This is a genomic window from Aeromicrobium sp. (assembly GCF_025965075.1).
Lineage (GTDB): Bacteria > Actinomycetota > Actinomycetes > Propionibacteriales > Nocardioidaceae > Aeromicrobium.
This window is the reverse complement of the sequence record NZ_JAOPXQ010000224.1, coordinates 1-12560: the sequence shown is the minus strand read 5'-3', so window position 1 is coordinate 12560 and position 12560 is coordinate 1. Positions and strand designations below refer to the sequence as shown.

Annotated in this window: 12 protein-coding genes; 3 read left to right on the top strand and 9 right to left on the bottom strand. The window is 70.3% G+C overall.

All coding sequences use genetic code 11. The annotated features are described in order from the left end of the window. The first annotated feature begins 33 nt into the window (after positions 1-33). Positions 34-867: a DUF1206 domain-containing protein gene (locus JWQ91_RS13355; RefSeq protein ID WP_297784969.1), complete on the top strand. Its 834-nt coding sequence runs from the start codon at positions 34-36 to the stop codon at positions 865-867. Positions 868-925: 58 nt separating this feature from the next. Continuing rightward, on the top strand, positions 926-2419 hold the full coding sequence (locus tag JWQ91_RS13350; RefSeq protein WP_297784967.1) for an amino acid permease: 1494 nt from the start codon (positions 926-928) through the stop codon (positions 2417-2419). A 19-nt stretch (positions 2420-2438) separates the two neighbouring features. Here JWQ91_RS13350 and JWQ91_RS13345 read toward each other — a convergent pair whose 3' ends face one another. The 7 genes from JWQ91_RS13345 to JWQ91_RS13315 all read right to left on the bottom strand — a co-directional run bounded on the left by JWQ91_RS13345 (position 2439) and on the right by JWQ91_RS13315 (position 10611). Further along, positions 2439-3308, bottom strand: a complete 870-nt coding sequence (locus tag JWQ91_RS13345) for an aldose 1-epimerase family protein (RefSeq protein ID WP_297784965.1) — start codon at positions 3306-3308, stop codon at positions 2439-2441. Positions 3309-3317: 9 nt separating this feature from the next. Then, positions 3318-3941 (bottom strand): LON peptidase substrate-binding domain-containing protein, encoded by a 624-nt coding sequence (locus JWQ91_RS13340; protein WP_297784962.1) that lies wholly within the window; start codon positions 3939-3941, stop codon positions 3318-3320. 32 nt (positions 3942-3973) lie between these two features. After that, positions 3974-4795 carry an ABC transporter ATP-binding protein gene (locus JWQ91_RS13335; RefSeq protein WP_297784959.1) on the bottom strand — a complete coding sequence of 274 codons (822 nt, stop codon included), beginning with the start codon at positions 4793-4795 and terminating at the stop codon, positions 3974-3976. Beyond that, positions 4792-5832 (bottom strand): iron chelate uptake ABC transporter family permease subunit, encoded by a 1041-nt coding sequence (locus JWQ91_RS13330; RefSeq protein ID WP_297784956.1) that lies wholly within the window; start codon positions 5830-5832, stop codon positions 4792-4794. Before JWQ91_RS13330 ends, JWQ91_RS13335 begins: the two co-directional genes overlap by 4 nt. A gap of 5 nt (positions 5833-5837) precedes the next feature. Beyond that, a complete protein-coding gene (locus JWQ91_RS13325) occupies positions 5838-6890 on the bottom strand; it encodes an iron chelate uptake ABC transporter family permease subunit (protein ID WP_297784952.1) in 1053 nt (350 codons plus the stop codon). A gap of 282 nt (positions 6891-7172) precedes the next feature. Next, entirely contained in the window at positions 7173-9362 is a 2190-nt protein-coding gene (locus tag JWQ91_RS13320; protein ID WP_297784949.1) for a 3-hydroxyacyl-CoA dehydrogenase NAD-binding domain-containing protein, read from the bottom strand. Between the two features lie 31 nt (positions 9363-9393). Beyond that, positions 9394-10611: an acetyl-CoA C-acetyltransferase gene (locus tag JWQ91_RS13315; RefSeq protein WP_297784946.1), complete on the bottom strand. Its 1218-nt coding sequence runs from the start codon at positions 10609-10611 to the stop codon at positions 9394-9396. Between the two features lie 137 nt (positions 10612-10748). On the opposite strand from JWQ91_RS13315, the gene JWQ91_RS13310 reads away from it, so the two are divergent. Continuing rightward, entirely contained in the window at positions 10749-11465 is a 717-nt protein-coding gene (locus JWQ91_RS13310) for a MerR family transcriptional regulator (RefSeq protein WP_297784942.1), read from the top strand. Here the strand turns inward: JWQ91_RS13310 and JWQ91_RS13305 are convergent. Continuing rightward, positions 11462-11773, bottom strand: a complete 312-nt coding sequence (locus JWQ91_RS13305; RefSeq protein WP_297784939.1) for a hypothetical protein — start codon at positions 11771-11773, stop codon at positions 11462-11464. The two genes, JWQ91_RS13310 and JWQ91_RS13305, sit on opposite strands and share 4 nt — an antisense overlap. 65 nt (positions 11774-11838) lie before the next feature. Beyond that, positions 11839-12560, bottom strand: a 722-nt coding sequence (locus JWQ91_RS13300; protein ID WP_297784936.1) for an acyl-CoA dehydrogenase family protein, incomplete at its 5' end; no start/stop codon positions are given.

The following is a 12560-nucleotide window of genomic DNA, read 5'->3' as shown; positions in this document are numbered from 1 at the left end:
TGGCAGGATCAGGACGTTCGGAAGGGAGCACGCATGACAGACATGGCAGCACAGGGACGGGACGCCGGCCAGCAGGCCCGGCACAGCACGACGGTCAAGGCCGCGGCCCGGATCGGGCTGGTGGCGTACGGGGTCGTGCACCTGCTGATCGCATGGATCGCGGTGCAGATCGCATGGAGCGGCGGGGGCGACGCCAGCAGCGGCGGTGCCCTGCGGACGATCGCCGAGCAGCCGTTCGGCCAGACCCTGCTGTGGATCGCCGCGGTCGGCCTGGCGGCGCTCGTCGTGTGGCAGCTGCTGACCGCCGCGTGGGGGCACCAGTCGGAGGACGACGACACCAAGCGGAACCTCAAGCGGGCCAGCGAGCTCGGCCGGGCCGTGGTCTACGCCGTGCTGGCCTTCTCGGCGGCGCGCGTCGCGATGGGATCGGGCGGGTCCAGCGGCAGCGACTCCAAGGAGGAGGGGTTCACGGCGAGCCTGCTGTCGGCGCCGGCGGGCCGGGTCCTCGTCGTGGTCGTGGGTCTCGCGATCCTCGCCGTCGCGGCCCGTCACGTCCACCGCGGCGTCACGCAGGGCTTCACCCACGACCTCGAGGACTCCGCGACGACCGGCACGACCGGCTCCGGGATCGTCCTGGTCGGCGTGATCGGCTACGTCGGCAAGGGCGTCGCGATCGGCGTCGTCGGCATCCTGTTCGGCTGGGCCGCGCTGTCGTACGACTCCGACAAGGCCGGTGGCCTGGACGACGCGCTCAAGACCGTGCGGGACCAGCCGTACGGACCCGTGCTGCTGACCCTCGTCGCGATCGGGCTCGCGGCATTCGGCGCGTTCTGCCTGGCCTGGGCGCGCTACGTCAAGACCCGCTGAGGCGGCGAGCACCTGGGGCCGGTTGCGGTCGTCCGGCCGCCCACACAGGATGGGACGCATGGATCTGTTCCGCATCAAGTCCGTCGAGCGCTCGATCGAGGAGACCGACGAGCCCGAGCACCGGCTCAAGAAGGAGCTGTCCGCGTGGGACCTGACGGTCTTCGGGGTCGGCGTGATGATCGGGACCGGGATCTTCGTCCTGACCGGCGAGCAGGCGTTCAGCAACGCCGGCCCGGCGATCGTGATCTCGTTCGCGCTGGCCGGCATCACCTGCGGCCTCGCGGCGCTCTGCTACGCCGAGTTCGCCTCGACCGTGCCGGTCGCCGGCAGCGCCTACACGTTCTCCTACGCGACCCTCGGTGAGCTGATCGCCTGGATCATCGGCTGGGACCTCGTGCTCGAGCTCGCCCTGGGTGCCGCCGTCGTCTCGCGGGGCTGGTCGGCGTACCTCCAGTCGTTGTTCGACCTGCCGACGTGGCTCGCCGGTGACGAGGCGACCCCCGACTTCGGCGCGATCGCGATCGTCCTGGCGCTGACGGTGCTGGGCGTGCTCGGCACCAAGCTCTCGGGACGCTTCACGAGCGTCCTGGTCATCGTGAAGGTCGCCGTCGTGACGTTCGTGATCGTCGCCGGGCTGTTCTTCATCAAGCTGTCGAACTACACCCCGTTCATCCCCGACTCGAAGCCCGCCGAGACCGAGTCGGGCCTCGACTCGACGCTGCTGCAGTCCGTGTTCGGCGTCGAGCCCTCGGTCTTCGGGGTCTACGGCATCATCGCCGCCGCCTCGGTCGTGTTCTTCGCGTTCATCGGCTTCGACATCGTCGCGACGTCCGCGGAGGAGACCAAGAACCCCCAGCGGGACATGCCCCGCGGCATCCTCGGCTCGTTGGCCATCGTGACGGTGCTGTACGCCGCGGTGTCCTTCGTCGTCACCGGGATGCTGAAGTACAGCGACGAGCGCATGAACACCGCGGCCCCGCTGGCCGAGGCGTTCAAGGCCAACGACCTGGAGTGGGCCAGCAAGCTCATCTCGACCGGCGCCATCGCCGGACTCACGACGGTCATCCTCGTGCTGATGCTGGGTCAGTCCCGGGTGCTGTTCGCGATGTCGCGTGACGGGCTGCTCCCCGTCGCGTTCGCGAAGGTGCACCCGCGGTTCGGCACGCCCTACCGGATCACGATCGCCACCGGCGTCTTCGTCGCCGCGCTCGCCGGCTTCGTGCCCCTGTCGGAGCTGTCCAAGCTGGTCAGCATCGGCACCCTGTTCGCGTTCATGCTCGTGTCGGCGGGCGTCATCATCCTGCGCCGCACCCGCAGCGACCTGCACCGCCCGTTCCGGGTGCCGGCCGTGCCCCTGATCCCGATCCTGTCGATCGTGACCTGCCTGTGGCTCATGGTCAACCTGTCGGTCGAGACGTGGGTGCGCTTCCTGATCTGGCTGGCGATCGGCTTCGTCGTCTACTTCGCGTACGGCTACCGGTCGTCCCGGCTCGGCCGTGGCCTGCGCCAGGCCGACGTCGACGGGGACGAGGACGTCGCGCCGGTCAGGTGACGCCACCGGCGTCGCCGGGTCACGGCGTGAGCGGGTCGATCCGGTAGGACACCCGGAACGTGGCACCCGGCTCGACCAGCCGGACGCCGGGCTTGTCGCGCAGCTCCCCGGCGAAGTCGACCGGGGCCGCGCCGCCCACGCAGGGCTCGAGACACAGCAGGTTCGCGCCGTCCGGGGGTGACCACAGGACGAAGACGTCGAACGCGTCGTCCCACGTCAGGCGCACACCCCGACCGGACGGCGCGAGGTAGCGCAGCCCACGGCTCACGACCCGGTCCATGACGATCGCGTCGGCGACGAACAGCGTCGGATCGAGTCGCAGGACCGCCCCGTCGACGGGCGTCGGCTCCGAGCCGGGCAGGACCAGCGTGTGGTCGAGCCGCCGGACGGGTGCCGGCTCGGGCTCGTCGAACACGACCACGTGCTCGGTCCTGGCGGCCTCCGGCTCCAGCGGCCAGGCGAACGCGGGGTGCGAGCCGAGCGACACCGGCAGTGGGGTGTCACCGGGATTGGTCACCTCGTACGTCGTGAGCAGGCCGTCGTCGTCCACGGCGTAGTGCGCCGTCAGCTGGAAGCCGAACGGGAAGCGCGCCCGCGTCCCGTCGCTGTCGCGGAGCCGGAGCGTGGCGGACGAGTCGTCGGTCGCCATGACGTCCCACTCCAGGTCGCGGGCGAAGCCGTGCTGCGTCAGCGGATACGTGCGCCCATCCACCGTGATCGTGTCGTCCGGCACCCGCCCGACGATCGGGAAGAGGATCGGCGCGTGCCGGCGCCACGCCTCCCCGGCCTGCCACAGGTACTCGTGGCCGTCGGGGCCGCGCAGGGAGTGCGGCTCGGCCCCGTGCTCGGAGATCTCGACCGTGCCCCCGGCGGCCCGCAGGATCAGCATGGTCCGAGCCTAGACAGGGCCGCGGGCGTCGAGGATCTCGCCGGCGTCCTGGGTCGCGGTGAAGATCGCGTCGAGCAGGTCGCGGGAGGTCTCGCACCGCAGCAGCCCGATCTGGTCGAGCGGACCCAGTGGGGCGATCGCGGCCAGCTGCCAGAGGGCGTCGACGGGGTCGGCGCTGAGCTGCACGCTCGGCGACCAGGCCTGGTCGTCGAACTCGCTGGCCCGAGCCAGGGTCCGCCGCACGAGCGCCTCGGTCTGGTCGCGCCGCTCCCGCTCGGCGTCGTCCCACACCAGCGGCGGGAGCTCTCGGACCCGGGCCCGGGGGTAGGGGTCCTCGGCGAGCCACTCGACCACCTCGATGCGTCGGGTGCCCTCGCCCATCAGCGCGAGATGCCCGTCGGCCACCTTGAGGTCGGCGATCTGGGCGATCGTCCCGAGGTCGAAGCGCTTCTCCCCGCCGCCGACCTCCTGGCCGCGCTCGATCAGCACGACGCCGAACTCGGACGTCTCGTCGGGCAGGACGTCCTGCAGCATCTGCAGGTAGCGCGGCTCGAAGACCCGCAGCGCGAGCGGCATGGCCGGGAACAGCACCGAGCCGAGCGGGAACATCGCGAGCTCGACAGTGTCGTCCATCCGTCCAGCCAACCACTGGACGGAGGCGACCGCTACGCCAGCGCCTCGACGACCTCACGGGCCGCGTGGTGGCGACCCCGGGGCACCACCATGGGTGTCCCGCTCACCGGGTCCGGCACGACCTCGCACGCCAGCCCGAAGACGTCGGTCACGACCTCCGCGGTGACGACCTCGCGCGGCGGGCCCTCCGCGACGATCGCGCCCTGCTTCATCGCGATGATGTGATCGGCGTAGCGGCAGGCCAGGTTGAGGTCGTGCAGCACGATGACGACGGTCTTGGCCGAGGCCCGGTTGAGGTCCGTCAGCAGGTCGAGCAGCTCGACCTGGTGATTGATGTCGAGGTACGTCGTGGGCTCGTCGAGCAGGAGCAGGTCGGTGTCCTGCGCCAGCGCCATCGCGACCCAGACCCGCTGACGCTGGCCGCCGGACAGCTCGGAGATGTGGCGGTCGACGAGATCGGCCGTCCCGGTCGCCTCGAGCGCCGCCGCGACGGCCTGGCCGTCCTCGTCGCTCCAGCGACGGAACCAGCCCTGGTGCGGATAGCGGCCGCGCCCCACGAGGTCACCGACCGTGATGCCGTCGGGCGCGACGGGCGCCTGGGGCAGCAGGCCCAGCACCTTGGCGACGTCGACGCTGCGCATGTCCTGCACGGACTTCCCGTCCAGCAGGACCTCACCGCCACGGGGGCGCAGGAGTCGCGCCAGGCCACGCAGCAGGGTGGACTTGCCACAGGCGTTGGCGCCGACGATGACCGTGATCCGGCCGTCCGGGATCGTGACGTCCAGGTCACTGACGATGTCGGTGCCGGCGTAGCCGAGCGTGAGGTTGGTGGCACGCAGGTCGTGTGAGGTCATCCGCCGCGTCCTTCCCGGTTGACGGTGGCGAGGAGCCAGATGAGGTAGGGGGCGCCGACGATGCCGGTCACGACACCCGTCGGCAGGGCCGTCGGTGCGACGTGCTGAGCGACCAGGTCGGCGGCCAGGACGATGACGGCACCGACCAGCCCGGACGCGAGCACGCTGCTTGCGGGGCCCGCGAGCCGCTGGGCGATGGGACCGGCGATGAGCGCGACGAACATGATCGGACCGGCCACCGCGACCGACAGGCCGACCAGCACGATCGACAGGGCCAGGAGGGCGAACCGGCTCAGCTCGACCCGGGTGCCGAGTGCCGTGGCGGCGCCGTCGCCGAGCTCGAGCGACCGCAGCGGGCGCTCCAGCAGGAGGGCCGTGGGGACCAGCACGATCAGCGCGCCGAGCAGGACCCGCAGCTCGCCGGTCCCGGCGAGCCCGACCGTGCCGACGAGCCACGTCATCGCCTCGCGCGCCTCGTGGATGTCGGCGCGGGCCACGATGTAGCCGATGATCGACAGCATGAGCTGGGAGACGCCGATGCCGATCAGGACGAACCGGTAGCCCGAGATCCCGTCGCGCCACGCCAGGACGTAGATCAGCGCGGCGGTCGCGAGGGCGCCGGCCAGCGCGGAGCCGGAGACGACGGTGCTGCTGGCACCGAACAGGACGATCGTCGAGACCGCGCACATGCTGGCCCCCGACGAGATCCCGACGAAGTCCGGTGACGCCAGCGGGTTGCCGAGGAGCTTCTGGAACACCGTGCCGGCGATCCCCAGCGCGATCCCGACCCCGAGGGCCGTGGCGGCGGTCGGCAGGCGCAGGTCCCGGACGACGAAGTCGGCCGACGGGTCGGCGCCCGGGGACAGCAGGGACCGCACGACGTCGGGGACCGAGACCGCGAAGCTGCCCACCATCAGGGTCAGGACGAACAGCCCCAACGTTGCGACGGCCAGCACCGCGGTGACGACGGCCGAGCGACGCCGGCGGGAGCGACGGCCGGCGCGGACGACCGCGGGTGCGTCGAGCTGGATCGTCATGCGACTCACACCTCCGTCAGGCTGCGGTAGCGGACGAGGGCGATGAACGCCGGCGCGCCGAGCAGGCCCAGCACGACGCCGACCTGCAGCTCGCCGGGCGACACCACGAGTCGGCCGATGACGTCGGCGGCGAGCAGGACGCTGGGCGTCAGCACCAGGGCGTACGGCAGGAGCCACCGGTGGTCGGGCCCGCACAGCATTCGGGCCACGTGCGGCACGATCAGGCCGATGAAGACGATCGGCCCGCAGGCCGCCGTGGCCGCTCCGCACAGCACCGCGACCGTCACGAACAGGACCAGGCGGGTCAGCCGCACGCGCTGGCCCAGGGCATGGGCCAGGTCCTCTCCGAGGGCCAGCCCGTTGAGCGCCCGGCCCGAGCCCAGCGCGACCAGGAGGCCGACCGCGAGGAACGGGACGGTCTGCCAGAAGACCGGGAAGTAGCGCCCGGCGAGCGAACCGACCTGCCAGAACCGGAGCTGGTCGAGCGCCTCGACGTTCGTCATGACGATCGCGGAGGTCAGCGAGGTCAGGATCGCCGTGACGGCGGCCCCGGCGAGGGCCAGCTTGACGGGGGTCGCGCCCTCCCGGCCGAGCGAGGCGATGCCGTAGACGGTGACGGTCGCGAGCCCCGCGCCGAGAAACGCGAACCACACGTAGGTGCTGACGTCCTGCGCTCCGAGGACCATGATCGCGAACACGATGAATGCCGCTGCGCCCGCGTTGATGCCCATGATTCCGGGGTCGGCGAGCGGGTTGCGGGTCACGCCCTGCAGGATCACGCCGCTGAGGCCCAGGGCCGCACCCGCGAACAGCCCGATCAGGGTGCGGGGGACGCGGAGCTCGCGGATCACGGTCTGCGCAGCGTTGTCGGGGTCGTAGTCCGCGAACGCCTTCCAGATCGTCGTCGGTCCGACGCCACGCGATCCCCACGTGATGCTGAGGAAGCAGATCACCGCCAGGATCCCGATCAGGATCACCAGCCCCGTCGCGAGGGTCGCGGTCGACCGCTGACGCGGCGACGCCTCGCGGGCGCTCGCCGGGCGGTCAAGGACGGTCATGCTCCCACTCTAACTTAGGGTTGCCTAGCCAACTTCGCGAAGTTCCGGGCCGGGCCCCGCAGGGCGGTGCGTCAGTCGCCCCACCTCGCCCCAGCCGTCCCTGGGCGGTGCATCAGTCGCCCTACCTCGCCCGATGAGGCGACTCGTGCACCGCCACTCACCCGATGGGGCGACTCATGCACCTCCCGGGCCGGCGAGGCGACTGGTGCACCGGCGCCGGGACGCACGACGCCCCCGGAACCTCGCGGTCCCGGGGGCGTCGTGGTCAGACGGTCGAACGACTCAGACGAACGTCTCGCCGTTCTTGGCCTTCTCCAGCAGCGAGGCAGGCGGGGTGAACCGGTCCCCGTACGTCGCGGCCAGCTCCTGCGCGCGAGCCGTGAAGGCCTCGATGCCGATCGAGCCGTCGGCGGCCTCGTAGCCGTTGACGTACTGGATCGCACCGCCCTGCAGGGCGGGGAAGCCGATGCCGAAGATCGAGCCGATGTTGGCGTCCTGGGTCGTGCGGAGCACGCCCTCGTCGAGGCACTTGATCGTCTCGAGGCTCATGATGAACGTCAGGCGCTCCTTGAGGTCCTCGAACGCCGGCTGCGTCTCCGCGACGGGGAACTGCTCGGCGAGGCCGCTCCACAGTCCCTGGCGCTTGCCGTCGACATACTCGTAGAAGCCCGCGCCCTTGAGGCGGCTGGGGCGACCCAGCTCGATCATCGTGTCGATGATCTTCTCGGCGGCGTGGGCGTCCCACGTGCCGCCGGCCTCCTCGGTGGCGGCCTTGGACTCGTTGCGGATCTTGACCATGAGCTCCATGTTGAGCTCGTCGGTCAGCTGCAGGACGGGAGCCGGGAAGCCGGCCTGCGTCGTGGCCCGCTCGATGCTGACCGGGGAGACGCCCTCCGCGAGCATGCCGATGCCCTCGTTGACGAACGTGCCGATGACGCGGCTCGTGAAGAAGCCACGGCTGTCGCCGACGACGATGGGGGTCTTCTTGATCGCCTTGGTGTAGTCGATGACCCGGGCGATGGCCTCGTCCGAGGTCTTCTCACCCGCGATGATCTCGACCAGCGGCATCTTGTCGACGGGGCTGAAGAAGTGGATCCCGATGAAGTCCTCGGGGCGCTCCACGCCATCGGCCAGGATCGTGATCGGCAGCGTCGACGTGTTGGAGCCCAGCAGGGCGTCGGGCTTGACGACCTTCTGCAGCTCGCCGAACACGTCGTGCTTGAGCTTGACCGACTCGAAGACGGCCTCGATGACGAAGTCGGCACCCTCGAGGTCGGAGTAGTCCGCCGTCGGGGTGATGCGGGCCAGCAGCTCGTCGGCCTTCTCCTGCGTCAGGCGGCCACGCGAGACGGCCTTGTCGACGATGGTCTGGCTGTACGCCTTGCCCTTCTCGGCGGCGGCGAGCTCGACGTCCTTGAGGACGACCTGGAAGCCGGCCTTCGCCGAGACGTACGCGATGCCGGCGCCCATCATGCCGGCACCGATGACGGCGATCTTCTCGGCCTTGGTCGGCGCGATGCCCTCGGGCCGCGACTTGCCGGCGTTGATCGCACCGAGGTCGAAGAAGAAGGCCTGCGTCATGTTCTTGAACTGCTGGCCGACGATGAGCTCGACCAGGTAGCGCGACTCGATGCGGGTCGCGGTCTCGAAGTCGACCTGCGAGCCCTCGATCGCGGCGCTCATGATGTTGCGCGGAGCCTTGTAGGGCGCGCCCTTGGTCTGCTTGCGCAGGTTGGCGGGGAACGCCGGCAGGAACGCCGCGAACTTCGGCGTCGACGGCGTGCCGCCGGGGATCCGGTAGCCCTTGCGGTCCCAGGGCTGGGTCGCGGCTTCCTCGTTGTCGACGTTGGCCTCGATCCACGCCTTCGCGGCGGGAAGGAGCTCGTCCTGTGTCGCGACGAGCTCGTCGACGAGTCCCTCGGCGAGCGCCTTGGACGGACGCAGCTGCTGGCCCTGGAGCAGGAACTTCATCAGCGCGTCGGAGATGCCGAACATGCGGACCGTGCGGGTCACGCCGCCACCGCCGGGCAGCAGGCCGAGGGTCGCCTCGGGCAGGCCGACCGAGTAGCCGCCGTCGACCGCGATGCGGTGGTGCGCCGCGAGCGCGATCTCGAGGCCGCCACCGAGGGCCGCGCCGTTGATCGCCGCGACGACGGGCCTGCCGATCGTCTCGAGCTTGCGGAGCGTGGCCTTGATGGCCTCGACCTCGTCGAACAGGCGCTCGGCGTCGGCCGGGGTCGCCTGGGTCATGAGCTTGAGGTCACCGCCGGCGAAGAAGGTCTTCTTCGCCGAGGAGATGATGACGCCCTTGACCGACTCGGGGTCGTTCGCGATGTCCTTGGCCAGCCGGTCGACGGCGGCAGCCATCGAGTCGGCGTAGTCCTGGTTCATCGTGTTGGCGCTCTGGTTGGGGTCGTCGAGGACGAGGTTGACGATGCCGCCCTCGGCCTCGTAACGCACTGCTTCAGTCATAGGTGTGTCTCTTTCGAAAGGGGGAGGAGGATCAGCTGAGGCGCTCGACGACGGTGGCGATACCCATGCCGCCGCCGACGCACAGCGTGGCCAGGCCGTACCGCTGGTCGCGACGCTCCAGCTCGTCGATCAGGGTGCCGAGGATCATCGCGCCGGTCGCGCCGAGGGGGTGACCCATCGCGATCGATCCGCCGTTGACGTTGGTCTGGTCGTGCGGGTAGCCGCCCAGGTCCTTCATGAGGCGCAGGGCGACGGCCGCGAAGGCCTCGTTGATCTCGAGCAGGTCGATGTCGCCGATGCTCAGGCCGGCCCGGTCGAGCGCCTTGAGGCTGGCCGGTCCGGGGCCCGTCAGCATGATCGTGGGCTCGGAGCCCGAGACCGCGGCCGACAGGATGCGCGCACGCGGCTTGAGGCCGTGACGCTCGCCGGCGGCCTCGGTGCCGAGCAGCACGAGCGCCGCGCCGTCGACGATGCCCGAGGAGTTGCCGGCGTGGTGGACGTGGTCGATCTTCTCGACCCAGTGGTACTTCTCGAGCGCAACGGAGTCGAACCCGCCCTGGTCGCCGATCTGCGCGAACGACGCGGGGAGGCCGCCGAGGCTCTCGGCCGTCGTGCCCTCGCGGACGAACTCGTCGTGGTCGAGGATCGTGAGGCCCGAGCCGTCCTTGACCGGGATGACGGAGTTGGCGAAGTAGCCGTTCGCGATGGCCTTCGCGGCCCGCGCCTGCGACTCGGCGGCGAACGTGTCGACGTCGAGGCGGCTGTAGCCCTCGATCGTCGCGATGAGGTCGGCGCCGATGCCCTGGGGCACGAAGTCGTTGGTGAACGCCGTGTGCGGGTCCATGGCCCACGCGCCGCCGTCCGAGCCCATCGGCACGCGGCTCATCGACTCGACGCCGCCGGCGAGGATCAGGTCCTCCCAGCCGGAGCGCACGCGGGCCGAGGCCTGGTTGACGGCCTCCAGGCCCGAGGCGCAGAAGCGGTTGAGCTGCACGCCGGCGACGGTGTCGGGCAGACCGGCCGCGGAGGCGGCGGTCTTGGCGATGTCGCCGCCCTGGTCGCCGATCGGCGACACGCAGCCGAGGACGAGATCCTCGATGCCGTCGGTGTCGAGGGAGGGGTTGCGCGTGCGGATCTCGTCGATCAGGCCGGTCACGAGCGAGATCGGCTTGACCTCGTGCAGTGAGCCGGTCTTCTTGCCGCGACCACGCGGGGTGCGGATGGCGTCGTAGACGAAGGCCTCGGTCATGGGGGTTCCTCACAGGATCAGAAGAGTGTCGTCACCAACAGTGACACCCTCGATTGTGACACCAACACTGTCAAAGTCCAAGGGACGGGTCGGTGTGGCACACGTCACGAAGGACGGCGTGGAATAGTCTCAACAGCATGATCGCGACCCCCGCCGAGACGATGAGCGTCGAGCAGCTCGCGTCGCGCGTCGGCATGTCGGTGCGCACCGTCCGCTTCTACGCCGGCCGCGGGCTCATCCCGCCTCCGCGCCGCGAGGGTCGCAACGGGTTCTACGGACCTGACCACCTGGCTCGCCTCGAGCTCGTGCGCGAGCTCCAGGCGCACGGGTTCACGCTGTCGGCGATCGAGGGCTACCTGGAGAACATCCCCGGCAATGCGACCCCGGAGCAGGTCGCGCTGCACCGCACGCTGCTTGCGCCGTGGATGGCCGACCGGCCCGAGCAGCTGGACCGTGCGGCCCTGGAGGTGCGGGCCGGGCGCGCCCTCAGCGATGACGACCTGGAGATGCTGATCGCGCTGGGCGTCGTCGAGCCCACGCCCACCGAGGACGTCTTCCACGTGGCCCCCGCGCACCTCGCGGTCGGCATCCAGTTCATCGAGACCGACATGCCCATCGAGGTCGCCCTCGCATCGCGGCGCATCTTCGACGAGGCCGGCAAGGCCGTCGCGAAAGAGATCACCGAGGTCTTCCGCACCATGTGGTGGCCCCAGCTGCGCTCGTCCGGACGTCCGCCCGAGGACATCACGGCCCTCGTCGAGCGCTTCAAGCCGTTGACGATCCAGGCCCTCGTGACGGCGTACGAGACGGCCGTCGACGAGGCCAAGCGCGAGACGGTGCGCCGGCGCACCTAGGCCGTGTCGGGCCCGCCCATCAGGCGCCGCGTGATGACCGTGACGTCGCGGTCGAGCGCGTCGACGCGCCCCTCGATGCGGTCGAGCCGGCGCTCCACCTGATCGAACCGGCGATCGACCTGCTCGAACCGGCGATCGACCTGCTCGAACCTGGCGTCGACCTGCTCGAACCCTGCCGTCATCACGGCCGTCAGGGCGTCGAACCGGACATCGAGGTTCTGACCGAACATGCGCACGAGGAGCGCCACGAAGGCGAGCATGAACGTGAACATGCCGCCGATCGTGGTCCAGGTCTGCGCGTCGCTCATGCGGCCAGAATAGCCGCGGCCCTCGCCGCTTGGAAGGAGACGAGGGGCGGGCTGTGGAGTGAAGGTCAGACGCCCAGCGAGCGTCCCACGATCTCCTTCATGATCTCGGTCGTGCCGCCGTAGATCGTCTGGATGCGAGTGTCGAGGTATGCCTTCGAGATCGGGTACTCCGACATGTAGCCGTAGCCGCCGTGCAGCTGCAGGCACTGGTCGGCGGTCTTCTTCTGCAGCTCGGTCGTCCACCACTTGCCCATCGCGGCGTCCTCGACCGTCAGGGTGCCGGCGTTGAGCTCGGTGATCGAGCGGTCGACGAACACCTGGGCGATCTGCTGCTCGGTCTCGAGCTCGGCGAGGGTGAACCGCGAGTTCTGGAACGAGCCGATCGGCTTGCCGAACGCCCTGCGCTCCTTGACGTAGTCCAGCGTCATGTCGAGCATCGTGCGGCACGCGGCGGCGGCGACGACCGAGATCGTCAGGCGCTCCTGCGGCAGCTTCTCGAGCAGGTGCAGGAAGCCCTTGCCCTCCTCGCCGATCGTGTTGCTGACCGGGACGCGGGCGTTGTCGAAGAACAGCTCGGCGGTGTCCTGCGCCTTGAGGCCGATCTTGTCGAGGTTGCGGCCTCGCTCGAAGCCCTCGGTGCCGCGCTCGACGGCGATCAGGGTGAATCCCAGCGGTCCCGCCTCGGGATCGGTCTTGCAGACCACGATCACGAAGTCGGCGAGGATGCCGTTGGAGATGAAGGTCTTCGCCCCGTTGATGACCCACTCGTCGCCGTCGCGCCTCGCGG